The following is a 25,234-nucleotide window of genomic DNA, read 5'->3' on the forward strand; positions in this document are numbered from 1 at the left end:
TCACCGCGCCTGCGGAGCTACGGCGGCGGACAGGCCCGCCTGCGGAGCAACAGCGGCGCACAGGCCCTGTTGCAGCAGGGTCAGTTCCTCCGGCGTGAGCCGCAGCGCACCGGCGGCCACATTGGCCTCCAGATGGGCCGGATTTCCGGTGCCCGGGATGGCCAGCACATGGGAGCCCTGATGCAGCGTCCACGCCAGCCGGACCTGAACGGACGAGACCCCGTGGGCGCGGGCCACCGCGAGGATCTCCGGTCGTTCCGACCCGACGGGCCCCGCCTCGCGCCCCTCCCCCGCGATGGAGAAGAAGGGCACGAAGGCAATTCCCTCTTCGCCGCAGATCCGGAGCATCTTCGACGAGCCGGGAAGGGACGAGTCGACCGCGAACCGGTTCTGCACGCAGACGACGGGTGCGATCGCCTGCGCCTCGGCGAGCTGTGCCGGCCGGACGTTGGAGAGACCGAGGTGGCGGATGAGCCCCTTCCCGCGCAGCTCGGCCAGCACGCCGAAGTGCTCGGCGATCGGGGCGGGCCCGTAGGTGCGCAGGTTCACCACGTCCAGGTGGTCACGGCCGAGCTGACGGAGATTCTCCTCGACCTGCCCCCGCAGCTGTTCGGGCCGGGCCCAGGGCAGCCAGTCACCGGAGGGGTCACGGCCCGGCCCGACCTTGGTGGTGATGGCCAGGTCGTCCGGGTAGGGCCCCAGTGCCCGGTTGATCAGCTCGTTCGCGGAGCGCAGCGACGAGAAGTAGAAAGCCGCCGTGTCGATGTGGTTGACGCCGAGCTCCACCGCGCGGCGCAGCACGGCGATGGCCCGGTCGCGGTCGCTCGGGGCCGCGTCGTCGTCGAACGCCGCGCCCTTCTGCGTCAGGCGCATGGCGCCGAATCCGATGCGGTTGACCGTGAGGTCGCCGAGCAGCCAGGTGCCCGCCGCTGCTGCCGCAAGGGTCTCCGTGGTCATGATCCGAGCCTTTCCGTCCGTATCCCGCAGTCGGCTCCGTCGGGGCTGTGGAGCTCCGCCCACCAGGCAGACTTGCAATCAATCGCCGCCCCTGGTACGTTGATTATGAGAACTGTCTTCTCGTCAGATCTTGCCATGCGTGCAGGATAATGGCGGGCACCTGTTCTGTACAGCCTCATTCACGGCCTGCGGCCCATGCGTCAAGCAACCGTCAGGACCCTCCACCCCGACGTCAGCGCTTCGTCAACGGACGCCGTCGGGACCGGCGGTCGCGCTTAGCGTCACTGCCATGCGACGCCACATCACCCGGAGCACTCCCGGCCCTCACGGCTTGCGACCGCCTCCCTCCGGCATGACCGCCGATGACCACGGCTGGGCCGCCGACCTGCGTTTCGCGATCCACTGCTCCGTGGCGCTGCTCGGGCTGCTGCTGGCTGTCGACGCGGCCGCCGGTCGTCTCAGCTGGCCGCGCGCCCTGTTGTGGACCGGGCTGGCCGCCCTGTTGTGCGCGGTCCTGGTGCCACCGCGGGTCCGGGCGGGCGTCGGCCGGCTCTCCTGCCGGGGCCTGTTGCGCGAGCGGACCGTGCGCACCGACCGGCTCGTATCGGTGCGCTGGTCGGACGGCGTGGCCCAGCGCCTGGTGCTCCGTGACGCCGACGGCTGCCGGGTCGAGGTCGACCCGGAGGTGTTCCTCGCGAATCCGGCTCTGTGGCACCGACTGGACGAGGATGCCCGCGGCTGCGTGGAGCGCGGGACGCTGCGATGCGGAGTGACGGCACTGCGACAGCTGTCCGACCGCATCGACCGCAGGCACGCGCGCACGGTGTTCACGATCTCCGGACTGGAGTAACCGCCGCGCACAGCACCGACGTTGTGCGATCCCACCACCGCGGCTTGACCAAACTTGCCAAGTCCCCCGGCACCCCCCGCAGTTCGTTGACGAGTCCATGACGACGTGTGAGTGTTCGGTCGCTCGATCACGGACACCGGGGGCGCGGGCGGCCGACCACGGCCGGGCAAGTGCGTCATGGTACGCGGCTGCCCGTGATCGAGGCCCCCCGAATCAAGGAGCCTCGATGAAACTCAGACCGATGACGGCCGGGACGACCCTGGCCGTCCTCGCCGGAATGCTGGTCGTCACCGGCGGGCAGTCTGCATCCGCCGAACCGTCCCCGCCCGCCCCGAGCGCGCTCTCGGCCGCCGTGTCGGCGGCCGACCGGGCCGCCGCCAGTGGTCTCGACACCCTGGCGAAGGGGCCCGAAGAGCGGTACGAGAGACAGATGGTGACCCCTTGGGTCAAGGGTCTGTACTCCGTCGCGTACCAGCGCACCTACCGCGGGCTGCCGGTCGTCGGCGGGGACGCCGTCGTGGTGGCCGACTCCGAGGGCCGGGTCCGCGGCACCCAGTCCGCGGTGTCCCGCCGGATCAACGTGCCGACCACACCGACCATTTCCGCCGGGGCGGCCGAGACCACCGCCCGCAAGAAGCTCCGCACGGTGCAGCGGGTGGAATCGCACCGGCTCGTGGTCCGTGCCACGGACAAGTCCTCCCGGCTGGCCTGGGAGACGGTACTCACCGGGCGCACCGCCAAATCCCCCAGCCGGCTGCATGTCTTCGTCGACGCGGGCACCGGCAAGGTGCTCGACAGCTACGACGACGTCAAGGCGGGCACCGGGAACAGCCAGTGGAACGGCCCGTCACCGCTGGCCATCGACACCACCGCGTCCGGCAGCAGCTATTCGCTGCGTGACCCGAACCGGCCCGGCCTGAGCTGCGCCGACTACAGCACGGGCAGTGTCTTCAGCAAGTCCAGTGACTCCTGGGGCACCGGCAACGCCTCCAGCAAGGAGACCGGCTGCGTCGACGTCATGTGGGCGGCGCAGCACGAGTGGAACATGCTCAAGGACTGGCTCGGCCGCAACGGACACAACGGCAACGGCGGCAGCTGGCCGGTCGAGGTCGGGCTGAACGACGTCAACGCCTACTGGGACGGCTCCTCGGTCTCCATCGGCCACAACAACGCCAACCAGTGGATCGGCGCGATCGACGTGGTGGGCCACGAGTTCGGCCACGGCATCGACCAGTACACGCCCGGCGGTGCCAACAACGAGTCCGGTCTCGGTGAGGCCACGGGCGACATCATGGGCGCCCTGACCGAGGCGTACACCAATGAGCCGGCGCCGTACGACGACCCCGACTACACCGTCGGCGAGAAGATCAACCTGGTCGGCAACGGGCCGATCCGGATCATGTACAACCCGGGGCAGATCGGCGACCCGAACTGCTACAGCTCCTCGATACCCAACACCGAGGAGCACGCCGCGGCCGGTCCGCTCAACCACTGGTTCTATCTGCTGGCCGAGGGTTCGAACCCCGGCGGCGGCAAGCCGTCCAGCCCCACCTGCAACAGCTCCTCGGTCACCGGTGTCGGCATCCAGAGCGCGGGCAAGGTCTTCTACGGCGGCATGCTGCTGAAGACGAGCGGGATGACCTACAAGCGCTACCGCACGGCCACGCTGACCGCCGCGAAGAACCTCGACCCGGGCTGTGTGCTCTTCGACCGGACCAAGGCCGCCTGGGACGCCATCAGCGTTCCCGCGCAGAGCGGCGACCCCGCCTGTACGCCCAGCGGCAACAACGACTTCACGATGTCCCTGGACCCGGCGTCAGGCTCCGTGAAGCCGGGCAGTTCGGTGACGGCCACGGTGCGGACCTCGGTCAGCTCCGGGAGCGCGCAGGCGGTCGGCCTGACGGCGAGCGGTCTGCCCAGCGGTGTCACCGCGACCTTCAGCCCGTCGTCGGTGCAGGCCGGAGCCTCCTCGACGATGACCATGTCGGCGTCCTCGAACGCCGCGCCCGGCGCGTACACCTTCACGGTGAAGGGTGACGGCACCCAGAGCCACACCGCGCAGTACACCCTGACCGTCGACAACGGCGGCGGCAACCCCGGCGGCGGCGCACCGGACATCAGCGTCGCCAACGTGCAGGCGCACCTCACTCAGCTGAACACCATCGCCACCCAGAACGGCGGCAACCGCCGGGCCGGCAGCGCCGGTTACACGGCCTCCGTCGCCTATGTGAAGAGCAAGCTGCAGGCCGCCGGCTACACCGTCAGCGAGCAGACCTGCACCAGCTGCACCTACCAGGGCAACAACCTCATCGCCGACTGGCCGGGCGGCCCGACCGACCAGACGATCATGTTCGGCGCCCACCTGGACGGCGTCTCGGCCGGCCCCGGCATCAACGACAACGGCTCGGGCTCGGCCACCCTGCTGGAGAACGCCCTCGCGCTGGCCCAGCGGAACCCCACCATGACGAAGCACGTCCGCTTCGCCTGGTGGAACGGCGAGGAGCAGGGCCTCCAGGGCTCCGAGTACTACGTCGGCCAGCTCAGCGCGGCCCAGCGCGGCGCCATCAAGGCGTACTACAACTTCGACATGGTGGCCTCGACCAACGCCGGCTACTTCATCAACAACGTGAACTCGGCCGCCTCGGCGCCGATGAAGGAGTACTGGGACTCGCTGAACCTCTCGCCGGAGGAGAACGTCGAGGGCCAGGGCCGGTCGGACGACTACTCCTTCCAGCAGGGCGGCATCCCCACCTCGGGCTACGCGACCGGCGCCAGCGACACCAAGACCTCGGCTCAGGCCGCCAAGTGGGGCGGCACGGCGGGCCGTTCCTACGACTCCTGCTACCACTCGTCCTGTGACACCACGGCCAACATCAACGCGACCGCGCTCGACCGCAGCGCCGACGGCGTCGCGTACACCGTGTGGAAGACCTCGGTCGGCACCACCGCGCCCGCCGACGACTTCTCCGTCTCGGTGAAGCCGGTCACCGGCAACGTCCAGCCGGGCGGCTCGGTCACCGCGAGCGTGTCCACCGCGACCACCGGCGGCTCCGCGCAGACCGTGAAGCTGACGGCCTCCGGCGCGCCGAGCGGGGTCACCGTCTCGTTCGCCCCGGCGTCCGTGCAGTCGGGCTCCTCCTCGACGATGACCGTTTCCGCCGGGGCCCAGGCCGCGGCGGGCACATACACCATCACGGTGACCGGGACCGGCACGGCCACCCACGCCACCACGTACTCGCTCGTCGTCGGTGGCGGCGGCACCTGCCAGGCCCGGCAGGTCGTCGTCAACGGCGGCTTCGAGAACGGTGTCGCACCGTGGACCCAGACGGACGGTGTGATCAACAACCGGACGTCGGAGAAGCCGGCCCACACGGGCGCGTACACGGCCTGGTTCGGGGGCTGGGGATCCACGCACTCGGACACGGCCTCGCAGTCGCTGACCATTCCGTCGGGCTGCTCGACGTACAAACTGTCGTTCTATCTGCGCACCGACACGGACGAGTCGGCGGGCGACCCGACCGCGTACGACACGTTCACCGTGAAGCTGGGCACCAAGACGCTCGCGACGTACTCCAACGCGGACGCCGCGGGTTCCTACGCCCAGAAGACCGTCGATGTCGGCGCCTTCGCCGGCCAGACGGTCACCCTCGGATTCACCAGCAGTGAGGACGCCTATCTGCAGACCAGCTTCGTCGTGGACGACGTGACGCTGAACGTCGGCTGATCCTCCGCCGGTGTGCCATCCGGGGCGGGGCGTGTGCACACACGTCCCGCCTCCGGTGTCTCAGCGGACCACGGCCGCCAGCCGGCGGGTGAAGTCGTCGGTCTCCGGCAGGTTGTCGTGCCGGGCTGCCAACCGGCTGTGCAGGCCGCGCAGTTCCTGGCCGAGCAGTGTCGAGGCGGTGACCTCGGTGGTGTCCAGGACCGGTCCCGCGATGGCGATCGCCGCCTGCGGGTCCTGGGCGCAGGCATGGGCGTCCGCCATCCGTACCAGGAACAGCATCCGCGCCGAATGCATCCCGGGCGGGAGCAGACCCAGCGCGGTGCGGGCCGCCCCGACCGCGCGCAGCGCAAGTCGCCGGTCCCCGGTCGCCGCGGCGAGGTCGCGCAGCGCTCCGGCGGCACCCGACTCCACCCGCAGGCGCACGGAGGCGACGGACAGCCAGGGCGCCTCCGTCTCATCCTGCTCGCCGACCCGGTCCAGCTGCGACCAGGCACGGTCGATGTGGCCCAGGGTCTGCCGCGCGTCGCCCCGTACCGCGTGTCCGCGCGCCAGGTACAGATCGCTCATCGCACCCGCCCAGTACCGGCCGGCGGCGGCCTGCCGGATCGCGCCTCCGTAGGCGAGGGCGGACGGGCCGTCGCCCTCCAGCCGCGCCAGAGTGCTCATGTCGCTGAGCGCGGCCACCTCCGTTCCGATGTGACCGGCCAGCCCGGCCCAGACCAGCGACCGGTCGAGCCAGGCCATCGCCGTCGCGTTGCGGCCCCACAGCAGTCGCAGGCAGCCGGCGGACTGCGCGTACTCGGCCGCCAGCGGCGCGAGTTGGCGTTGGTACGGGGCCGCGGGCAGGGCCATCCAACGGAGCATCGCGTGCAGGGTGCGCTCGACCACGACGGTCGCTCCGGGCCAGGCGCGCTCCTCGTCGGCCCGCAGGCAGACGGCGAGCAGCGCCGTCAGGGCATGCACCGTGTCGATGTCCAGCGCCGGGCACGCCACGGTGGCCGGGCCGAGCGAGCAGAAGGCCGAGTGCAGGGCGACGACATCGGCGAGTACGGGGACGGTGCAGCCGTCACGGCCGTGCACCGGACACATCAGCCCGTAGCTGGGCAGGCGGCTGGGCAGGACGGTGTCCGGCGGCAGCATCGCGAGCAGGGTGCTTCCCGCGGGCTCCCCGGGCAGGGGGCCCTGCCGTGCGGGGGCCGGTGCGGGGCGCGTTCTCGCACCCTCCTCGCCCGTGCCGCCCGCGCCCGCGGCCTCCGCCGCCTCGCAGGCGGCGAGGAGCGCGCCGCCCGCCGACATCAGCTCGTCCAGCCTGCGGGCCAGCGGCAGCGGTGTCCGGCGGGTGCCGTGCTCCAGTTTGCTGATCGCGGTGTGGTCGTATCCGACGCGGGCACCCACCTGGGCCTGGGTGAGCCCGGCGCGCCTGCGCCACTGACGCAAACAGGTGCCGAAGGCACGCCACACCTCTGCGGTGCGGGCATCCGGCGCGGGGCCCATGCCCTCGGTCACCCGGAACTCCGCGGAACCCCGCCGGATGCCCCACCCGTGCCACGCTCATGGCTCATAGCCGGGAGGATAGCGAGCGCGTGTGCGCGCTGTCCCCTGTGCGTCGGAAAGATGGCGCCTTCCCGTTCCCTCCCGTTACGCGGTGGCACCACCCGATCCGACGATCCGTCATATCCCTTGGTTTGCCTGCGGGATGGGGCGCGGTGGCCGATTACGCCCGGTGGCCCGGACGATTCACGGAGGAGCCGCATGAACGGGTCGTCCGCCGGGCATATGACGGGTGACCGACCGGGGGTGGTGGCAGTGGGCCGCATCAGGATCGTCCGACGACCGCAGCTGCCGTCCCGGCCGCCGCCCCTCGATCTGAGGACCCCGTCCGGCCGCCCGCTGCCGTACTGAGCGCGGGGTCCCGGCGCGCCGCTGTCCAAGGCGGGGGCCGCGCCGTGCCCTGTCGGTGGGAACCCACGGAGCCTCCCTCTGCGTGATGATGGGCGGGGAGCCGTCGCGGCGAGCGGCAGTAGCCGGAGGCGTCGCGTCGGCCGATGCGGAAGGGACGGCCGCCATGCACGCATCCCGGACGAAGAGACCGGTCGCGGTGTCAGCGGTCGCGCTGGCGCTGCTCGTCGCCGCGCTGGCCGGCTGCCGGGGCGGCGGTGGGGGAACGGCCTCCTCGCCGAGCGGCCCCGTCACGCCCACGTCCGCCGGATCGCGCGCCCATGTGCTCGCCGTGAAGATCGACAACGTCGGCCCCGCCCGCCCGCAGACCGGGCTCGACAAGGCGGACATCATCTACGTGGAGCAGGTCGAGGCCGGTCTCAGCCGCATACTGGCCGCCTATTCGTCCAGGCTGCCGACCGTGGTCGGCCCGGTGCGCAGCGCCCGGGAGTCGGACCTGGAGCTGCTCCGCCAGTTCGACCGGCCGACGCTCGCCTTCTCCGGGGCCCAGTCCAAGCTACTCCCGGCCATCGCGGCGGCCCCGTTGGACCCGGTGTCCCCCGAGAAGGATCCGAACGCGTACTTCCGCGACACCGGCCGCCCGGCACCGCACAACCTCTATCTGCGCACCGGCAGGACGCCGCACGCCACCACCGGTGCGAACGCGGCCTCGGACATCGGGCTGCGTTTCGCCGCCGCCGTGCCGGGCGGCAGGAGCGTCGCCGGTCGCACGGTCCGCTATCCGGCGGCGAGCTTCGCGTTCACCTGGTCGGCCGAGCGGAGCCGGTGGCTCGTGTCCATGGACGGCACACCGGCCCGTACCGCCGAAGGCGCCCGGCTCGGCGCGGCCGATGTGGTGGTGCAGTACGTCACCGTGCGCCCCTCGCTGTTCCGGGACCGGTGGGGCAGCACGTCCCCGTACACCGAGACCGTGGGCTCCGGCTCCGCCCTGGTGCTGCGCGACGGCAAGGAGTACGACGTCCGTTGGTCACGGCCCGCGGCCGGCTCCACGACCTCCTTCACCACCCGGGACGACAAGCCGATGACCTTCGCCCCGGGCCAGGTCTGGATCGTCTTCGCCCAGAAGTGAGATGACCTGCGGACCCGGCCATCTCGTCGGCGCGACGCCGGGATTACGGAAAACCGCAGGGTGGCGGGTGCGGAGAACCGTAGCCGGTTCGACGGCAACCCCCGTACCGGCGCCGGTCGTCGATTCCTAGCGTTGCCGGTGAGGCGCGGCGGACTTCTCGCGCCTCACCACAACGGCCAGGAGTCAGTTCATGGATTTCGTCATTCTGGGTCTCCCCCAAGAACCCGCGGGCGGTGTGGCGGGCTGGGCGGCCGGCCTCGTCGACACGATGGGAGGTCCGGGAGCCGGCCTCGCCATCGCCCTGGAGAACCTCTTTCCGCCGCTGCCCAGCGAGGTCATCCTCCCGCTGACCGGGTTCGCGGCGGGGCAGGGTGTCATCGGTCTGGCCTCCGCGCTCTTCTGGACCACCCTGGGTTCGGTGGTCGGCGCGGTGGTTCTGTACTGGATCGGAATGCTCTTCGGCCGCGACCGCATGCATGCGATCTGGGCGAGGCTTCCGCTGGTGAAGGGTTCCGATCTGGAGCGTACGGAACAGTGGTTCGCCCGGCACGGCACCAAGGCCGTGCTCCTCGGCCGCATGGTGCCGATCTTCCGCAGTCTCATCTCCGTGCCGGCCGGTGTGGAGCGCATGTCGCTGCCGCTCTTCGTGACGCTGACCGCCGCGGGCAGCCTGCTGTGGAACTCGGTGCTCGTGATGGCCGGTTACTGGCTCGGCGACCGGTGGGATCTGGTGGAGACCTACGTCGGGGTCCTGTCCAAGGCCGTTCTCGTCCTGGTCCTGGTCGCCCTCGCCGGGTACGTGGCCATGCGCCTGCGACCCCGTGGCCGGGCACAACACCGCCGGGTCCCGTGAGCCCGACGCCGAAGCCCCGCACTCCTGCGGTCGCGCCTGCCCGGCCGGAAGGATCTTGCCGTGAGCATGCCGCGCGGCTAGGGTCTCTCGTTCGGATCAGGCCGGATCAGGGAGCGAGGTCCGGTGCTGTGGATCGCAAGGCGGAGGTGGGCGTCATGGCGGAGTCATGGCGACCGACGACAACGCGGCGAGGCGCGGTGCCGGGGCACGCGAGCCCGGCATGGTCCGAACGAGAGACCCGGGGGTCGGCAACCGTGCAGGGGGACTCCGCGGACGGTACGACCGGCCATCTTCCAGACCTGCCCGACCTGCGGCGCGACGAGACGGGCGCCCCTGTGGCGCACCCTCGGCCATGGTTCCGCAGAGCCGCGGGCGCACTGCTCGGCTGCTGCACCGCCCTGACCGGACTGCTGTACTTCGCCGTACCGGGCGGCCTGTCGCTGCCGTTCGTCCTGTGGCCCCGTACCCGGCTGCGCGCTCTGGCCCTGCTGAGCGCCGGGGCGCGGGGGCTCACCGGCCTGGAACGGCTCCGCCGCAGTGTCTTCTTCGGCGACGTGTTCCCCGCCCACCACGCGTCCGACCGGGATGTCCTTCGCTATCTGGCCGCCCGCCCCGGCGCCGGGGCACTGTACGCCGGGGTGCTCGCGCTGCTGGGATACGGGGCCGTACTGGCCGGACTGCTCGCCGCGGAGGTGGCCCGCGACCCCACCGACTGGCAGGGCCTGCTGCCCCAGGCGGTACTCGGCGGCGTCCTCCTCTTCCTCGACCTCCAGGGTCTCTTCTCGCTGAACGCACTCGACACCCGGTTGGCACGCGATCATTTCGGGCCCTCCGAGCGGGAGTTGCTGGAGCGGCGCATCGCCGAACTCGCCGCCAGCCGGGCCTCGGTGCTCCGGGCGGTCGACGCGGAACGCAGGCGCATCGAACGCGATCTGCACGACGGCGTGCAGCAGCGGCTCGTGGCACTGGCCATGCTGCTGGGCCGGGCCCGCCGCAACCCTGCCGGCCAGCCTCGGATCGATGACTTAGGCGATGGTGCCGGCGACGTACGCGAGCAGGCTCGGGTAGTAGAAGATCGTCATCGCGAACTGGCACCACACGGCGAGGAATCCGAGCGGCTTCGACAGCCCCTCGCTCACCCAGCGGTAGACACCGCCGTTCCACCCCGACGCCAGCTCGGCGGAGACCAGCGCCGTCGGCATCAGGAACACGATCGCCGGGACGACATAGAGGAAGACGCAGGCCGGCCTGTACACGGCCATCGTCGGGGCGGACCGCAGGCCGGCCACCGAGGCGGTGGTCATCAGCGCCAGGGTGATCCAGGTCATCCCCGGCGCCGCGGCCTTCCCGGCCCGTGGCCGCGGTGCGGGGGATCTCCGACTCGGCTTCCGAGGGGACGTCCATGGTGCTCATACGGCACTCCTTGCGGCGGCAGAACGGTGCTGGCGGGAAGGGGCGACGGAACACGTGCGGCGGAGGGGCGGGCCGGGACGGGACCGGGCCTCGGCGTGCGGCGGGTTCCGCACCGGCCGCCCTTGATCGATGATGATGCGGATGGCTGCCGTCCCCGGTACGGCACCGGCTCCAGGAAGGGGTTCCCGATGCGGGAAACGACGCCAGACCGGTCTCCGTCGGACGCCCGGTCCGACCACCGCCCGGATGAGGAGGCCCAGGTGATCGTGGTGGGGGCGGGGCCCGCGGGATCGGCCGCGGCCTTCCACCTCGCCAGGGCGGGTGTCGATGTCCTGCTGCTGGAGAAGTCCCACTTCCCCCGGGAGAAGGTGTGCGGGGACGGCCTGACTCCGCGTGCGGTGCACCAACTCATCAGGATGGGCGTCGACATCAAGGCTTCAGGATGGACGCGCTCACGCGGTATGCGATGGGTGGCCGGGGACCACCAGGTGCACATCGACTGGCCCGCGCTCGGCCGATACCCGGACTTCGGCCTTTCGCGCAGCCGGCACGATTTCGACGACATCCTCGCCCGGCACGCCGTCGCCGCCGGAGCTCGGCTGCGCAGCGGCGTGAAGGTGACCGAGCCGCTGACCGACCGGGCCGGCCGCATCACCGGTGTCACCGCCACGACCACGGAGAAGGAGCCCCTGACCTTCCACGCGCCGATCGTGATCGCCGCCGACGGCGCCTCCGCCCGCCTCGCCCTCGCCATGGGTCTGCAGCGGGACAGGAACAGGCAGATCGCGACGGCCGCCCGCCGCTACTACCGCAGCCCCGAGCGCTCCGCGGAGGAGTATCTGGAGCTGTGGGCCGACCTCCGGTTCCCCGGGAGCGATCACCACCTGCCCGGATACGGCTGGATCTTCCCCATGGGCGACGGCCGCGTCAACGTCGGTCTCGGTGCGCTGCCGCACCGACGGCACGGAAAGGCGGACCTGCGCGCCACCCTGGACGAGTGGCTGGCCCGTACGCCCGAGGCCTGGGGACTGCGCGAGGAGAACGCGGAGGGCCCGGTCCGCAGCGCGGCCCTTCCGCTGGGCTTCAACCGTCATCCCCTCTACACCCGCGGACTCCTGCTCGTCGGCGACTCCGGGGGCATGATCAGTCCCTGGAACGGCGAGGGGATCGGCCAGGCCATGGAGGCGGGCGAGGTCGCCGCCGAGACCGCCACGCTGGCCCTCGCCCTTCCCCGGGGCCCCCGGCGCGAGCAGGTGCTGCACGGCTACCCCGTCGAGATGAACCGCCGCTGGGGGCGCTACTACCGTCTCGGCAACACGGCCGCCGATCTGGTCTTCAGCCGTTCCGGTTTCCAGCCGGTCCTCAACCGTTACGTCATGGGGTCGCCGTTCCTGCTCAACACCCTGGCCCGGCTGCTCACCAACCTCACGGACAAGCCCTCGCACGACCTGGTCGACCATCTGCTCAACGGCGTCATGCGTCTCGTACCGGAACCGAAGGTGCGGCGCAGGCGCTGAGACGGGACCGGGCCGGGCGGGCCCTCGCGGATACGCCCTACGACCGGCGGCGGGGTTTGCCGCGTTTGGCGGCCTTGGGGCCGCCGGAGCCGCTCCGCGGGTTCTTCCCGGCCGCTCTGCCGCCCGACTTGCCGGTGGATCCGCCGGTCGCCCTGCCCGCTGCGGGCTTTCGCCGCGCACCGTCCGAGTCGGCGCGCTTGCCCTTCGGCTGCGCCTGGGGCCTCGCTCGGCCCCTCGTGCTGTTGACGGTCCTCCCTCGGACGATCCCGATGAACTCCTCCACCAGATCGGTGGTCTCGTCCTCCAGCCAGGACAGCGCGACGCGTGATTCGGGGGCGTCCGACACCGGCCGGTACGTGAGGTCCTTGCGGTGGTGGAGGCGGGCGAGCGACTGCGGTACGACGAGCAGCCCCACCCCCGCCGCCACCAGCTCGACGGCGTCCGCGGTGGTGGCGGGGCGCTCGATGGCGGGCCGCCCCGGGCGCTGCTCCCAGTCGAGGGTGTCGTCGAGGGGGTGCAGCACGATGTCATCGGCCAGGTCCGCGGCGGAGACCTCGTCGACCGTCGCCATGATGTGGTCCTTCGGGACCACGACCACGGTCGTCTCGGCGTAGAGGGGGATGGCGCTGAGGGCCGTCCGGTCGATCGGCAGGCGCACCAGACCGGCGTCGGCGTCACGGCCCCGCAGCACGTCGGGCGCCTCGGCGGCCGACACCCCCACGAGGGTCAGCGGGACGTCGGGCAGCCGCTCGTTCCAGATCCGCACCCACTTTCCGGGTGTCACCCCCGGGACGTACGCGAGCCGGAACGAAGGGGTTTCTTCCGAGCTTGTCACTCCGCCAGGTTACCGGCCCTGGTCAGAGGTAGCGCACATGCTCGATACCCTTGTCCTCATGACGTCGCACAAGACCGCCCAGACGATGAAGCCCGCAACCGCGGCAAAGAAACTGGGTGTGTACCTCGAGGCCACCCCCGCCGAGTTCCAGGAGGGTGTCGTCTCGCGCACCGAGCTCAACGCACTGCAGGCCGATCCGCCCGAGTGGCTGCAGGAACTGCGACGCAATGGCCCGCACCCCCGGCCGGTGGTCGCCGCGAAGCTGGGTGTCTCGATCTCGGGCCTCGCCCGTGGCGGAATCACCGAAGCCCTCACGACGGAGCAGATCGACGCGCTGAAGCAGGAAGCCCCCGACTGGCTCCAGCAGGAACGCGCCACCCAGGCGGAGGTCCGGAAGGAAGCGGTGCGCATCAAGGAGAAGAACGCCGCCCGCGACGACCAGCAGGCCTGATCCGGACAAAAGACCCTAACTGTCGGCGGCCACGCCCAGCATCCGGGCATGCAGGGCGCGGACCTCGTCGGCGAGCGACGGGTCGGGGCCTGCCACCGGGATGCCCGGAGCGACGGCATGAATGGGGAGGGCCGCGACCGGTCCCACGTCGAAGCCCCAACTCCGGCGCCACGCCACCAGTTGCTCGGCGCTCGACGCGTACACGATGCGGCCCAGGCCGGCCCAGGCGTGGGCCGCACTGCACATCGGGCAGTGCTCGCCCGATGTGTAGACGACGCTCGTCCGCCGCTCCTGCGGGGACAGGTTCTCGGCCGCCCAGCGCGCGATCTCGAACTCCGGATGACGGGTCGCGTCGCCGTTCTTGACCCTGTTGCGGTCGTGGAACCTGACCGTGCCGCGTTCGTCCACGAGGAGCGAGCCGAACGGCTCGTCACCGGCCGTAAGCGCCTCACGTGCCAGGTCGACGCAACGGAGGAGGAACTCGCGGTCCTCCTCCGTGACCGTCTGCGACTCGTTCACCGTGCCCTTATCACTCTCCGTGCCCATCTCTCCAGGCTAACAGTTCCACTGCATTCGGTATACCATTCGTGCACGGTGGGCGGCCTCGGCGCGGCCCTCCCTCGCATGCCGACCGGCCGCGACAGCCGGTCCGTCGACGGCGACACGGAGGCACGAGCCAGTGAGGAACGCTCCGGCGGACACCGCCACGCGGGAAACGGTCTGGAACGCGCCGGGCATGCCCGCGCTGCTGCTCCTGACGGCCACGGGATTCTCGGGATTCGCGGTGCTGCTGCCCACCGCGCCGCTCTGGGCCGTGCACGGCGGCGCCGACGCGGCCGGCGCCGGTTCGGTCAACGCTGTCCTGATGCTCTGCACCGTGCTCGCCCAGACCCTCGTTCCGACGGCGATACGCCGCCTCGGCTGGCGGACCACCCTGGTCTGCGGGATGGTCCTGCTCGGCGTTCCCGCGCTCCCGCACCTGCTGACGGCGGACCTCGGGGTGGTGCTCGCCCTCGCCGCGGTGCGCGGACTCGGGTTCGGCGTGCTCACCGTCTGCGGCGCGAGCGCCGTCGCCGAACTCGTCGAGCCGGCCCGGCGCGGGAAGGCGGTCGGGGCATACGGTCTGGCGATCGCGGGGCCTCAGTTCATCCTGGTCTCGACCGCGCCCTGGGCTGCGGAGAACCTCGGCTTCGAGGTCGTGTTCGCGATCGGTGCGCTGCCCCTGCTCGGCGTGCTGCCCGCACTGCGGCTCGCCCGCCGGCTGAGCCGGCACCCGGCCGGGACCGAGGACCCACCGCACCGGGACGGCACGGCGGGCGGACGCGCCGCGTACCTTCCGCTGCTCCGGCCGATGCTGCTCCTGCTCGGCGTCACGACGGCCGGGGGCGCCCTGATCACCTTCGCCCCGCAGATGAGCAGCGACCCCACCGCGACCTTGGCCGGATTGCTGCTCCTGACGGGGACGGCGGCCGTCTCCCGCTGGCGGTTCGGGGCACTGGCCGACCGGTACGGCACCCGGCCGTTCCTGTGGCCGCTCGTGATCGTCACGGCCTCGGGGCTCGCCCTGACCGCCTGGGCGGTGACCTCGCCGGAGGCGACGGGCGTGTTCCCCCTGCTGGCCGGGACGGCCCTGGTCGGGGTCAGCTACGGCGGACTCCAGAACCTGACCCTGGTGGACGCCTTCGCCGCCGTCGACCGTCGGTCCAGCGGTGTCGCGAGCGCCGTGTGGAACATCGGGTTCGACGCCGGAACGGGAGTGGGCGCCCTCCTCGTCGGCTACCTCGCCACGGCGGCCTCGTTCCCCCTGGCGCTCATGGTCACGGCCGCGCTCTCCCTCGCCACACTGCCGCTCGCCCTCGCGCGTCGGCGCGGTGCCGGGCTCCGTCACCCGACCGACCGACACCAGAGCATTTGGTATACCATCGCTTCATGGCTCATGTGATACTGACGAACGTCCGCCCCCGGGGTGCGGCGCCCGTGGACATCGTGATGTCCGGCGCCGAGATCCTCTCCGTGGTGCCCGCCGGAACGGCGGCCGGCGACGGTGACCGCCTCGATGGCGGCGGGCTTCTCGCCCTGCCCGGCTTCATCAACGCGCACGCCCATCTCGACAAGAGCTGGTGGGGGCAACCATGGGTTTCCTACGGCGGGGAGGCCACGACGCAGGGGCGCATCTCCCACGAACGCGCGGAGCGCGACGGGCTCGGCATCCCCAGCCCGTCCTCGACCACCGCCGTGCTGGGCGAGTTCCTCCGGCACGGCACGACGGCGGTACGCAGTCACGTGGACGTCGACCTCGGTGTCGGACTGCGCGGAATCGAGGTGGTCCGCGAGGCGGTGGCCGCGTTCGACGGTGCGATCGAGGTGGAGATCGTCGCATTCCCGCAGGACGGCGTGATGCGCCGCCCCGGTGTGCTGGAACTCCTCGATCAGGCGGCTGCTGCCGGCGCGACCGCCATCGGCGGCCTCGACCCGGCTTCGATCGACCGCGACCCCGTGGCGCAGCTCGACGGCCTCTTCGGCATCGCGGAGCGGCGGGGCGTCGGGCTCGATATCCATCTGCACGACGGAGGGGATCTCGGCGCCTTCCAGATCGAGCTCATCATCGATCGCACCCTGCGTACGGGCCTGCACGGCAAGGTGACGGTCTCGCACGGCTTCGCCCTGGGCGAGCTGCCGGCGAACCGGCAGCAGAGCCTGCTCGAAGCCTGCGAGCAAGCCGGTATCTCCTGGGCGACCGTGGCCCCGGTCCGCACCGCCCCGCTGCCCTGGCGCGGGATGCGGGACCGCGGTGTCCCGATCGGCCTGGGCACCGACGGGATCCGGGACCTGTGGTCGCCGTACGGTGACGGCGACCTCCTGCGCGTCGCGCTCGGCTTCGCCCGGCTCCACGGTCTGCGCACCGACGAGGAACTGGCCTACGCGGTGGAGCTGGCCTCCACGCGCGCGGCGGGCTTCGTGCACCGCGACGCCCACGACATCGTCGCGGGGGCGCGGGCGGACGTCGTGCTGCTGGACGCCGAGAACGTCCAGGACGCCCTCGTCCGTACGCCGCGCCGGCAGCTGGTGATCGCCGGTGGGCGAGTGGTGGTCCGGGACGGCGAGCTCCGGATCTGATCCCGGTCGGTGACGACGGGTACGGCCGCGGCGGAGAGGTTCCGCCGCGGCCGTGCTCCTGGTCCGGGTCCACGTCGCCCTGGGCCGGGTCCACACCCGATGGCCGGTACCCCCGCGCTACGGGACGTGCACACCGCTGTACCTGAGCAGTTGGGGCACTCGGGCCGCGAGCGTCAGCAGAACCACGACCAGCAGGGCGAGGCCAGCGCCTGCCCGACCCCTGATGCCGCCCGCGGCTCCCGCAGTACGGACCCCGACGACGCCTCCACCGGCTCGAGGGCGATGCCGCAGAACACCAGGACCGGCCGCGCCGTATTGATCAGCAGGAACATCGGGACGGCGACGACGACGTTGGCGAGCAGCGAGCACACCATGAACCTGGCCTCGCCGACCCGTTCGGAGATCAACGCGGCGAGCGGCTGCCACAAAGAAACTGCACCACGGAGAGCGCGAGCAGCACGTACAGCATCGTCTGCCGGTTCATGTGCAGATCGTTCGTGGTCCAGGAGAGCACGAACGTATTGGTGAAGTACGCGGCGGAGATGCCCATGATCGAGGCGCCGATGCCCAGCAGAAACGTTCGCCAGTCGGTGCGCAGCACCTCGGCGATCGGGAGCTTCACCACGTCGCCGCTCTCCTTGACCCGCTCGAAGTCGCCCGACTCCTCGACCTTCAGACGGATCACGAGCCCGGGGTGCATATCGCCCAGCTCTCCCTCTCGCGCCGGCTGAGCGCACTGGAGAAGGACTTGAGGGTTTCCCTGTTCACCCGCCGCCCTGGTTCGCTGACCCTGAACGCGGCCGGCCGCCGTTTCCGTCCCATCGCCCAGGACCTGGTGCGCCGGGCCGAACAGGCCGCCGAGACGATGTCCGCGATGGGGCAGGGAGAGCAGGCGGCACTCACGGTGGTGACCGCCCCCTCCACCGTCGCCTACCTGCTGGCCCCTTTCATGGCGGGCGGCGGCAGCGCGGGGCCCACGCTGCGCGACGCCATTCAGGAGGACCCCAGCAAGGTCTTCGATACGCTGTCGCGCAGCGACGCGGACCTCGGCGTCTCCACCACTCCCACCCCCGCCCCGCTGGAATCCGCGTTCCTGGGCCGTACGCCGGTCATCGCCCAGGTCCCCGCCGATCACCCCTGGAGCCGACGCTCCACCATCACCCTCGCCGAGCTGGTCTGTCCGAACTGACCGTGCGCACACCGGACGGCCCGCTCACGGTCCCCCTGTACGCGGGTTGGGACGCCACCCACTGCGCCCGCTCCGCCATCCACGCCCTGGTCGACGGGCTGCGTACCTACTGCGACGTCCGCATGCGGCGGTTCCCGGGGCTGTGACCCGTACCCCGGACAGCCGGTGCGACAGCGCTACCAGTAGTGGCGCCGACCGCCCACCGCGTGCCCGACGGCGCCCAGGATCCACAGGATGGCACCGATCACGACGAGCGCGACGCCAATGGTCCACAGGATCGAGATTCCGGCCACCAGGCCGATGACCAGCAGAATGACACCGAGGACGATCATGGCGTCCTCCAATCGTGCGGTTCCTCCCAGTATGCGCCCGACCGCGCACTGGAGGAATCCGGCAGGATCACACGCCCGGCGACGCGATCACACCCCGGCAGCCGGCACGCGGAGCGGCGCAGGCAGCAGGCCCAGGTCACCACCAGGCACAGGCCGTAGTACCCGAGGAACGCCACATACGCCGCCTGCCCGTTGCGCGTGTGCAGGAAGGACTGCCGTGGCGCGCCTGGTGCTGAAGCGCTTCGACGAGGCGTCCAGGAAGACGGCGCGGCAGCTGCCCGACGCGGCTACTCGAACCGCGTGATGTCACCGGCTCCCCGGCGGACGATCTCGGGTTCGCCGCCGGAGAAGTCGATGACCGTGGTCGGCTCGGTGCCGCAGTCGCCCGAATCGACGACGGCGTCCACCACGTGGTCGAGCCGTTCCTTGATCTCCCAGCCCTGTGTCAGCGGCTCGTCCTCGTCGGGCAGGAGCAGGGTGCTGGAGAGCAGCGGTTCCCCGAGTTCGGCGAGCAGCGCCTGAGCGACCACGTGGTCGGGGATCCGGACTCCGACCGTCTTCTTCTTCGGGTGCAGCAGTTGGCGCGGCACCTCTTTGGTCGCGGGGAGGATGAAGGTGTAACTGCCGGGCGTCGCCGCCTTGATCGCCCGGAACACGTCGTTGTCGACGTGCACGAACTGCCCGAGCTGGGCAAAGTTCTGGCACACGAGCGTGAAGTGGTGACGGTCGTCGAGGTGCCGGATCGACCGGATCCGGCCGATGCCGTCACGGCTGCCCAGCCGGCACCCCAGTGCGTAGCAGGAGTCCGTCGGGTACGCGACGAGCGCGCCGGATCGGATGCTGTCGGCCACGCTGCTGATGGTGCGCCGCTGAGGATTCTCGGGGTGCACGTCGAAGTACTTCGCCATTCGCGGAGTCTACGGGCTGTCCGTGGACCGGACCGCTCATCGGCGGGCGTGTGGCCGCATCGCTCGTCCGCGCGCCGTCGATGGGACCCAACTCCTGGCGAGGCTTCAGCCGCTTCATCAACCAGGACCGCTGGAACTGAAACCACGACCACACGAACCGAAACCGGAAACAACGTCGGGGTGAGAACCCTTGCGGGCAGGAGCCACCCGGAATACGGGACCGGGACCGGCGGTACCGACAGCACAGAAAATCCCCGGCCCGCAATTGTGGGCCGGGGATTCTCCCGGGTATATTAAGTGGTTCCGTGTTCTCACAGAAAAAACCCAACACTGGGCCACTAAGAAACACCGTATCCGGCAGGGAGCCATTTTGTCAAATCGGGAAAGCGCCGAATTGCAGAAGGAGCAGGAATTCGTCGACCGGCTCTACGACCGTGTCGACGTCCTGCGCGGAGTCGCCGCGCAGGACGTCGAGGACGCGCTGACGCCGGTCGGAACCGGCCTGCAGGCCCGTCTCGAACGCGATGTGCTCGTCGCCGAGCGCTCGGGTCTGCTGGCCGCCCTGAACGCGGTGGACGGCTCCTTGTGTTTCGGCCGCATCGATATCTCCGACGGCACCGCGCACCACATCGGCCGTATCGGAATCCGCGAGGACGACACCGCGCACACGCCTCTGCTGATCGACTGGCGGGCGCCGGTCGCCCGCCCCTTCTACCTCGCCACCGGTCACACGCCCATGGGGCTGCGCCGGCGCAGGCACATCACCACCGAGGGCCGCGCCGTCACCGAGCTGCACGACGAGATCCTCGACCTCCGGGACCGGGAGCGCACCGGTTTCGAGGACCCGAGCGGCGACGCCGTACTGCTCGCCGCCCTGAACTCCGCCCGCACCGGCCGCATGGGCGACATCGTGCGGACCGTCCAGGCGGAACAGGACCGCATCATCCGCGCCCCGCACCGCGGGGTCCTCGTCGTCGAGGGCGGCCCCGGTACCGGCAAGACAGCGGTGGCGCTGCACCGGGCGGCCTTCCTCCTGTACGAGCACCGTGAGCTGCTCGCCAGGCGCGCCGTCCTGATCGTGGGCCCCAACCCCGCCTTCCTGCACTACATCGGCGAGGTACTGCCCGCGCTCGGCGAGACCGGTGTCCTGCTCGCCACGCAGGCCGAACTCTTCCCCGGGGTCCACGCCGGCGGCACCGACACGCCCCGCGCCGCCGCCGTCAAGGGCGGTGCGCGGATGGCGGAGGCGCTCGCCCTCGCCGTCCGCGACCGGCAGCGGCTGCCCGAACCCGGCGCGCCCCTGGTCGTCCCGCACGACGACGGGGACCTCGTGCTCGACCGGGAGATCGCCCACGAGGCCCGGGAGGCGGCTCGCGACACCCGACTGCCGCACAATCTCGCCCGTCCGCACTTCGCCTTCCGGATCATCGACGCCCTCACCGCGCAGCTCACCGAGCGGCTCGGCGCGGACCCGTACGGCGGTCCCAACCTGCTCGGCCCCGACGACATCGCCCAGCTCGGCAAGGGCGTCGCGGCCGACGAGGACGTGCACGCCGCCGTCGAGGAGCTGTGGCCGGCCCTCACTCCGGAGGGGTTCCTCACCGAGTATCTGGCCGACCCCGTGCACATGACGGACGAGGAAGCCGAAGCCATCCGGCGCGCGCCCGGCGACGGGACATGGACCCCCGCCGATGTTCCCCTGCTCGACGAGACGGCGGAACTCCTCGGGGTCGACGACAGTGCCGAGCGGGCGGCGGCCGAGGCCGAGCGCCAGGAGCGGATCGCGTACGCACAGGGCGTGCTGGAGCTTTCGAGGGGCTCGGAGACGTACGAGTTCGAGGACGAGGAGTCCGAGGTCCTCGCCGCCCACGACATCGTCGATGCCGAACGGATGGCGGAGCGGCAGGAGGAGGCCGATCACCGCAGTGCGGCCGAGCGCGCCGCCGCGGACCGGTGCTGGACGTTCGGGCACATCATCGTCGACGAGGCGCAGGAGTTGTCGCCGATGGCGTGGCGGCTGCTGATGCGCCGTTCGCCGACCCGCTCGATGACCCTGGTCGGCGACCCTGCGCAGACCTCCGAGGAGGCCGGTGTCGGCTCGTGGGAGAAGATCCTGGAGCCGTACGTCGGTGACCGCTTCGAGCACGTCCGGCTCCAGGTCAACTACCGCACGCCCGCCGAGATCATGGAGCTGGCCGCCCGGGTCGTACGGGCCGAGGACCCTTCCTTCGAGCCGCCCGGTTCGGTGCGGTCCACCGGCGAGGTGCCGTGGACGCGGGACGCCGGGGAGGACCTGGCGGGTGCCGTGGCGCAGGCGGTCGCAGAGCTGATGCCCGGGGAGGGACGCCTCGCGGTGATCGCGCCGCGGGCGCTCCACGAGGAGATCGCGGCTCCGCTGGACGGAGTCACGGCCGGTGCCGAGCCGGATCTGACCCGGCCGGTGGTGCTGCTCGGCCCGCGGCAGGCCAAGGGGCTCGAATTCGACCATGTGCTGGTCGTGGAGCCCGCCGGGTTCGGAGCCAGTGACCTGTACGTGGCTCTGACCCGTGCCACGCAGCGTCTGGGCATCGTCCACCGGGAGGAGCTGCCCGAGGCGCTGCGCTGACGGTGTCCGGGCGCGGCACCCCGGGCGGCCCCGGCCGTGGGTGCCGCCGCCCGTCACCCGCGCGTCGGTCCGGGGCCGGTGCCCTTGCCGGCGTGACCGTACGGGGGCAGCCCCCGTATCAGCTGGTGACGATTCCGACGACGAGGTTGATCGTGGTGGCCAGGATGCTGGCGCCGAACACATAGGACAGCAGGCAGTGCCGGAGGACGACCGCACGGATCATGGAATTGGAGACGCCGGTGTCGGAGACCTGATAGGTCATCCCGAGGTTGTAACTGAAGTAGAGGAAGTCGACGTACCTCGGCCGGTCCGGGGAATTGAAGTCGATCCCGCCCTCGGTCGGCAGGTAGTAGAGGTACGCGTAGCGGGTGGCGTACATCAGGTGGAGCGACGCCCAGGCCATGAACACGCCGCAGAGCGCCGTCGCGGCGGCGGCGTGGCTCAGGTCCGAGTGGCCGGCCAGGAGCATCACCACGATGCCGACCAGTCCGCACAGGGAGGCCGCGACGACGACGAGCTCTTCGACGACGGGCCGGAACTCCTCGCGCCGGACGTTGCGATGGGTGGTCGCCGCGTCCATGGGCCACAGCACGATCCATCCCGTCAGCACGAAGAGCGTCTCCGCAGCGGCGATTCCGGCGAGAATTCCCAACGGTCCGTTGGCCGGCACGGCGGTGACCACGCCGACCACCACGCCGGCGATCACCGCTCCGACGAGTCGGGGCACGGCGGAGAGCGTCGGCCAACGGTTCATGGACGTCAAGGGTGACCACCTCGATGGCTCGGTGGATCACCGTGCCCGGCCGGGATGCCGCCCATGAGACACCGGGCGGACAAAAAGTACGCCCCACGCTATCCGCGCCCGCACCGGGATGCAGCCCGGTGCGGGCGACGGACGCACCCCGCGCGGGACCCACCGGGCGGCCGTGCTTCGCGTACCGCACCGGTGGAAGCCGGGTGGCGCGGGTGGATCCGCATGCATAGCCTGCCCAAAAGGATCATTTCTCACCTCAGGATCGTTTTCACCTCAGGATCGTTTTCACCTCAGGATCGTTTTCACCTCGCGCCCTGATGGCGGAAGGGTTGAAGGCCTTGAGCACCGACCATGACGAGCAGCAGCCCCTGGAACCCGCGGTCGGTCCCGGCCCCGAGGGCGATCCGGAGTTCCATCCCTACCACCACCCCGCCGCGGGCTGGGGCGCGGCGAAGAGTGTGAGCCGTTTCCTGGTCCGCGAGGGCGCTCTGGTCGACGGTCCGCGGGCCATCATGCGGATGAACCACGAGAACACCGGGTTCGACTGCCCCGGATGCGCGTGGCCGGACGACACCAAGGGGCCTGCACCTGGACATCTGCGAGAACGGGATCAAGCACGTCACCTGGAAGATGACCCGCAAGCGGGTCGGGCGCGAGTTCTTCGCCGCCCACTCGGTGACCGAGCTGTCCGGGTGGAGCGACTACGACCTGGAGAACCAGGGCCGGCTGACCGAACCGATGGTCTACGACCCCGAGTCGGACCGCTATGTCCCGATCAGCTGGAAGGACGCGTTCGAGGTGGTCGGCCGTGCCCTGCGCGAGCTCGACGACCCCGATCAGGCATCGTTCTACACCTCCGGCCGGCTCGGCAACGAGGCCACCTTCCTCTACCAGTTGATGGCCCGCGAACTGGGCACGAACAACCTGCCGGACTGCTCCAACATGTGTCACGAGGCCAGCGGTCGCGCCCTCCAGGCATCCCTGGGCACCGGCAAGGGGACCGTCGACCTCAAGGACTGGGAGTCCGCCGACGCGCTGTTCATCCTGGGGGTCAACGCCGCTTCCAACGCGCCCCGGATGCTCACCGCGCTCGCCGAGGCGTACCACCGCGGCGCCCAGATCGTGCACATCAACCCGCTCGTCGAGGCAGCGGCCACCCGCACCATCGTCCCCCACGACTTCACGGACATGGCCCTGTTCAAGACGACCCGGACCAGCACCCTCAACCTGCAACCGCGCATCGGCGGCGACATGGCGCTGCTGCGCGGCATGGCCAAGGCGATCCTGGAGCAGTCCGAATCCGATCCCAGGGCGCTGGACCGGGAGTTCATCGACCGCCATACCGCGGGCTTCGAGGAGTAACGCGCGCTGTGCGAGGCCACGGCGTGGGAGGAGATCGAGACCCAGTCCGGGCTGAGCCGCGCCGACATCCTCAAGGCGGCGCGTGTGTACGGCGAAGCCGACCGCTCGATCGTCAGCTGGTGCCTGGGGCTCAGCCAGCACGAACACGGCGTCGACACCGTACGGGAGACCGTCAACCTGCTTCTGCTCCGCGGCAATCTGGGCCGGGAAGGGGCGGGCCCCTCGCCCGTGCGGGGACACAGCAACGTCCAGGGCAACCGCACCTGCGGCATCGATCACCGCCCCGGCGACGCGTTCCTGGACCGCCTCGCCGAGGTCTGCGAGATCCAGCCGCCCCGTGAGCACGGCCTGGACACCGTCAGCACGATCAAGGCGATGCAACGCGGCGACGTGAAGGTGTTCGTCGGCATGGGCGGTAACTTCGCCCTCGCGGCGCCCGACACCCCGGCCACCTACGCGGCGCTGCGCACCTGTGAACTCACCGTCCAGGTGAGTACCAAGCTCAACCGAAGCCACCTCGTCCACGGCCGCCGGGCCCTCATCCTGCCGTGCCTCGGCCGTACCGAGAAGGACCATCAGCGCAAGGGCGTCCAGAGCACATCCGTCGAGGACTCGATGAGCATGGTCCATCTGTCCATCGGCATGAAGCGCCCCGCCTCCTCGCACCTGCTGTCCGAGCCGGCCATCATCGCCGGCATGGCCCGCGCCGCCCTGCCCGACAGCAACACGCCCTGGCAGTGGTACATCGAGGACTACGACCGGATCCGCGACACCATGGCCCGGGTCCTAGACGGTTTCGAGGACTTCAACCGCCGGGTGCGGCTGCCGCTGGGCTTCCGCATCAAGCAGCCCGCCCGTGAACTGGTCTTCCTCACCCCGTCGGGGCGCGCCGAGTTCTCCACCGCCGTGCTGCCCGACGTCGTCCCGGCCGCCGGCACCCTGGCGCTGGGCACCATGCGGTCCCACGACCAGTGGAACACCACCATCTACTCCGACAACGACCGCTACCGCGGCATCAAGAACCTGCGCACGCTCGTTTTCATGAACCGGGCCGACATGCGTGAACGCGGTATCACCGACCTCGGCCCCGTCGACATCACGAGCACCGCCAAGGACGGCAGCCGGCGGTCCCTCAACGGCTATCTCGCGATCCCCTACGACATCCCGCGCGGCTGTGCGGCGGGGTACATGCCGGAGATGAACGTGCTGTGCGCGCTCGGCGACTACAGCACCCAGAGCGACCAGCCGATCATGAAGCACGTCAAGGTCACCATCGACCCCGCGGCCTGAGCGGGGTCCGTACGGGCGGCGCCGCGCACAGCGGCACGATCACGGTCAC

At 70.9% G+C, this 25,234-nt stretch carries 21 protein-coding genes and 2 pseudogenes; 13 read left to right on the forward strand and 10 right to left on the reverse strand.

Annotation, left to right across the window (positions count from 1 at the left end):
* Positions 1-957 (reverse strand): aldo/keto reductase, encoded by a 957-nt coding sequence (locus ACFVX4_RS19675; protein ID WP_389978732.1) that lies wholly within the window; start codon positions 955-957, stop codon positions 1-3.
* 352 nt (positions 958-1,309) lie between these two features.
* On the opposite strand from ACFVX4_RS19675, the gene ACFVX4_RS19680 reads away from it, so the two are divergent.
* Positions 1,310-1,807, forward strand: a complete 498-nt coding sequence (locus tag ACFVX4_RS19680) for a hypothetical protein (protein ID WP_389978734.1) — start codon at positions 1,310-1,312, stop codon at positions 1,805-1,807.
* Positions 1,808-2,048: 241 nt separating this feature from the next.
* A complete protein-coding gene (locus ACFVX4_RS19685) occupies positions 2,049-5,531 on the forward strand; it encodes a M28 family peptidase (protein WP_389979123.1) in 3,483 nt (1,160 codons plus the stop codon).
* Positions 5,532-5,591: 60 nt separating this feature from the next.
* On the opposite strand, the gene ACFVX4_RS19690 is transcribed toward ACFVX4_RS19685, so the two are convergent.
* Complete coding sequence (locus ACFVX4_RS19690) at positions 5,592-7,037, reverse strand: helix-turn-helix domain-containing protein (RefSeq protein WP_389978737.1); 1,446 nt, start codon at positions 7,035-7,037, stop codon at positions 5,592-5,594.
* Positions 7,038-7,596: 559 nt separating this feature from the next.
* Between ACFVX4_RS19690 and ACFVX4_RS19695 the strand changes: the two genes are divergently transcribed.
* From ACFVX4_RS19695 to ACFVX4_RS19705, 3 genes and pseudogenes are all read left to right on the forward strand, one after another.
* A complete protein-coding gene (locus ACFVX4_RS19695; protein WP_389978740.1) occupies positions 7,597-8,559 on the forward strand; it encodes a DUF3048 domain-containing protein in 963 nt (320 codons plus the stop codon).
* A 190-nt stretch (positions 8,560-8,749) separates the two neighbouring features.
* On the forward strand, positions 8,750-9,412 hold the full coding sequence (locus ACFVX4_RS19700; protein WP_389978742.1) for a DedA family protein: 663 nt from the start codon (positions 8,750-8,752) through the stop codon (positions 9,410-9,412).
* 155 nt (positions 9,413-9,567) lie between these two features.
* Positions 9,568-10,416: pseudogene (locus tag ACFVX4_RS19705) on the forward strand (histidine kinase); the annotation flags it as partial.
* Between the two features lie 21 nt (positions 10,417-10,437).
* On the opposite strand, the gene ACFVX4_RS19710 reads toward ACFVX4_RS19705, so the two are convergent.
* A complete protein-coding gene (locus tag ACFVX4_RS19710; RefSeq protein ID WP_389979126.1) occupies positions 10,438-10,740 on the reverse strand; it encodes an amino acid permease in 303 nt (100 codons plus the stop codon).
* A 273-nt stretch (positions 10,741-11,013) separates the two neighbouring features.
* Here ACFVX4_RS19710 and ACFVX4_RS19715 point away from each other — a divergent pair, with 273 nt between their 5' ends.
* The gene (locus ACFVX4_RS19715; protein WP_389979128.1) at positions 11,014-12,342 is read left to right on the forward strand and encodes a geranylgeranyl reductase family protein; all 1,329 of its coding nucleotides are present in this window, start codon (positions 11,014-11,016) and stop codon (positions 12,340-12,342) included.
* Positions 12,343-12,379: 37 nt separating this feature from the next.
* Here the strand turns inward: ACFVX4_RS19715 and ACFVX4_RS19720 are convergent, their stop codons facing one another.
* Positions 12,380-13,177: a LysR family substrate-binding domain-containing protein gene (locus ACFVX4_RS19720; protein WP_389978745.1), complete on the reverse strand. Its 798-nt coding sequence runs from the start codon at positions 13,175-13,177 to the stop codon at positions 12,380-12,382.
* 58 nt (positions 13,178-13,235) lie between these two features.
* On the opposite strand from ACFVX4_RS19720, the gene ACFVX4_RS19725 reads away from it, so the two are divergent.
* Positions 13,236-13,628, forward strand: coding sequence for a DUF5997 family protein (locus ACFVX4_RS19725; RefSeq protein WP_385332703.1), 393 nt, complete (start codon positions 13,236-13,238; stop codon positions 13,626-13,628).
* A gap of 15 nt (positions 13,629-13,643) precedes the next feature.
* Here the strand turns inward: ACFVX4_RS19725 and ACFVX4_RS19730 are convergent, their stop codons facing one another.
* Positions 13,644-14,174: a nucleoside deaminase gene (locus ACFVX4_RS19730; protein WP_389978748.1), complete on the reverse strand. Its 531-nt coding sequence runs from the start codon at positions 14,172-14,174 to the stop codon at positions 13,644-13,646.
* Between the two features lie 133 nt (positions 14,175-14,307).
* On the opposite strand from ACFVX4_RS19730, the gene ACFVX4_RS19735 reads away from it, so the two are divergent.
* A complete protein-coding gene (locus ACFVX4_RS19735) occupies positions 14,308-15,570 on the forward strand; it encodes an MFS transporter (RefSeq protein ID WP_389978751.1) in 1,263 nt (420 codons plus the stop codon).
* A complete protein-coding gene (locus ACFVX4_RS19740) occupies positions 15,558-16,745 on the forward strand; it encodes an amidohydrolase (RefSeq protein WP_389978754.1) in 1,188 nt (395 codons plus the stop codon). The genes ACFVX4_RS19735 and ACFVX4_RS19740 overlap by 13 nt, the downstream gene beginning before the upstream one ends.
* Before the next feature lie 173 nt (positions 16,746-16,918).
* On the opposite strand, the gene ACFVX4_RS19745 is transcribed toward ACFVX4_RS19740, so the two are convergent.
* Both ACFVX4_RS19745 and ACFVX4_RS19750 read right to left on the reverse strand, forming a co-directional pair.
* Entirely contained in the window at positions 16,919-17,152 is a 234-nt protein-coding gene (locus ACFVX4_RS19745; RefSeq protein WP_389978757.1) for a hypothetical protein, read from the reverse strand.
* A complete protein-coding gene (locus ACFVX4_RS19750; protein WP_389978759.1) occupies positions 17,149-17,430 on the reverse strand; it encodes a hypothetical protein in 282 nt (93 codons plus the stop codon). Before ACFVX4_RS19750 ends, ACFVX4_RS19745 begins: the two co-directional genes overlap by 4 nt.
* Before the next feature lie 9 nt (positions 17,431-17,439).
* Between ACFVX4_RS19750 and ACFVX4_RS19755 the strand changes: the two genes are divergently transcribed.
* Positions 17,440-17,934 (forward strand): LysR family transcriptional regulator, encoded by a 495-nt coding sequence (locus ACFVX4_RS19755; RefSeq protein WP_389978762.1) that lies wholly within the window; start codon positions 17,440-17,442, stop codon positions 17,932-17,934.
* A gap of 2 nt (positions 17,935-17,936) precedes the next feature.
* Positions 17,937-18,080 (forward strand): hypothetical protein, encoded by a 144-nt coding sequence (locus ACFVX4_RS19760; protein ID WP_389978765.1) that lies wholly within the window; start codon positions 17,937-17,939, stop codon positions 18,078-18,080.
* A gap of 30 nt (positions 18,081-18,110) precedes the next feature.
* Here ACFVX4_RS19760 and ACFVX4_RS19765 read toward each other — a convergent pair whose 3' ends face one another.
* Both ACFVX4_RS19765 and ACFVX4_RS19770 read right to left on the reverse strand, forming a co-directional pair.
* Positions 18,111-18,266 carry a DUF6131 family protein gene (locus ACFVX4_RS19765; protein WP_266423090.1) on the reverse strand — a complete coding sequence of 52 codons (156 nt, stop codon included), beginning with the start codon at positions 18,264-18,266 and terminating at the stop codon, positions 18,111-18,113.
* 287 nt (positions 18,267-18,553) lie between these two features.
* On the reverse strand, positions 18,554-19,174 hold the full coding sequence (locus ACFVX4_RS19770) for an L-threonylcarbamoyladenylate synthase (RefSeq protein WP_385332716.1): 621 nt from the start codon (positions 19,172-19,174) through the stop codon (positions 18,554-18,556).
* Between the two features lie 394 nt (positions 19,175-19,568).
* On the opposite strand from ACFVX4_RS19770, the gene ACFVX4_RS19775 reads away from it, so the two are divergent.
* A complete protein-coding gene (locus ACFVX4_RS19775) occupies positions 19,569-21,779 on the forward strand; it encodes a HelD family protein (RefSeq protein ID WP_389979131.1) in 2,211 nt (736 codons plus the stop codon).
* A 118-nt stretch (positions 21,780-21,897) separates the two neighbouring features.
* Here ACFVX4_RS19775 and ACFVX4_RS19780 read toward each other — a convergent pair whose 3' ends face one another.
* Positions 21,898-22,533, reverse strand: coding sequence for a DUF1345 domain-containing protein (locus ACFVX4_RS19780; RefSeq protein WP_389978768.1), 636 nt, complete (start codon positions 22,531-22,533; stop codon positions 21,898-21,900).
* Positions 22,534-22,850: 317 nt separating this feature from the next.
* On the opposite strand from ACFVX4_RS19780, the pseudogene ACFVX4_RS19785 reads away from it, so the two are divergent.
* Positions 22,851-25,185, forward strand: a pseudogene (locus tag ACFVX4_RS19785) (FdhF/YdeP family oxidoreductase).
* The last annotated feature ends 49 nt before the right edge of the window (positions 25,186-25,234 follow it).

This window comes from Streptomyces sp. NPDC058240, assembly GCF_042882135.1.
GTDB lineage: Bacteria > Actinomycetota > Actinomycetes > Streptomycetales > Streptomycetaceae > Streptomyces.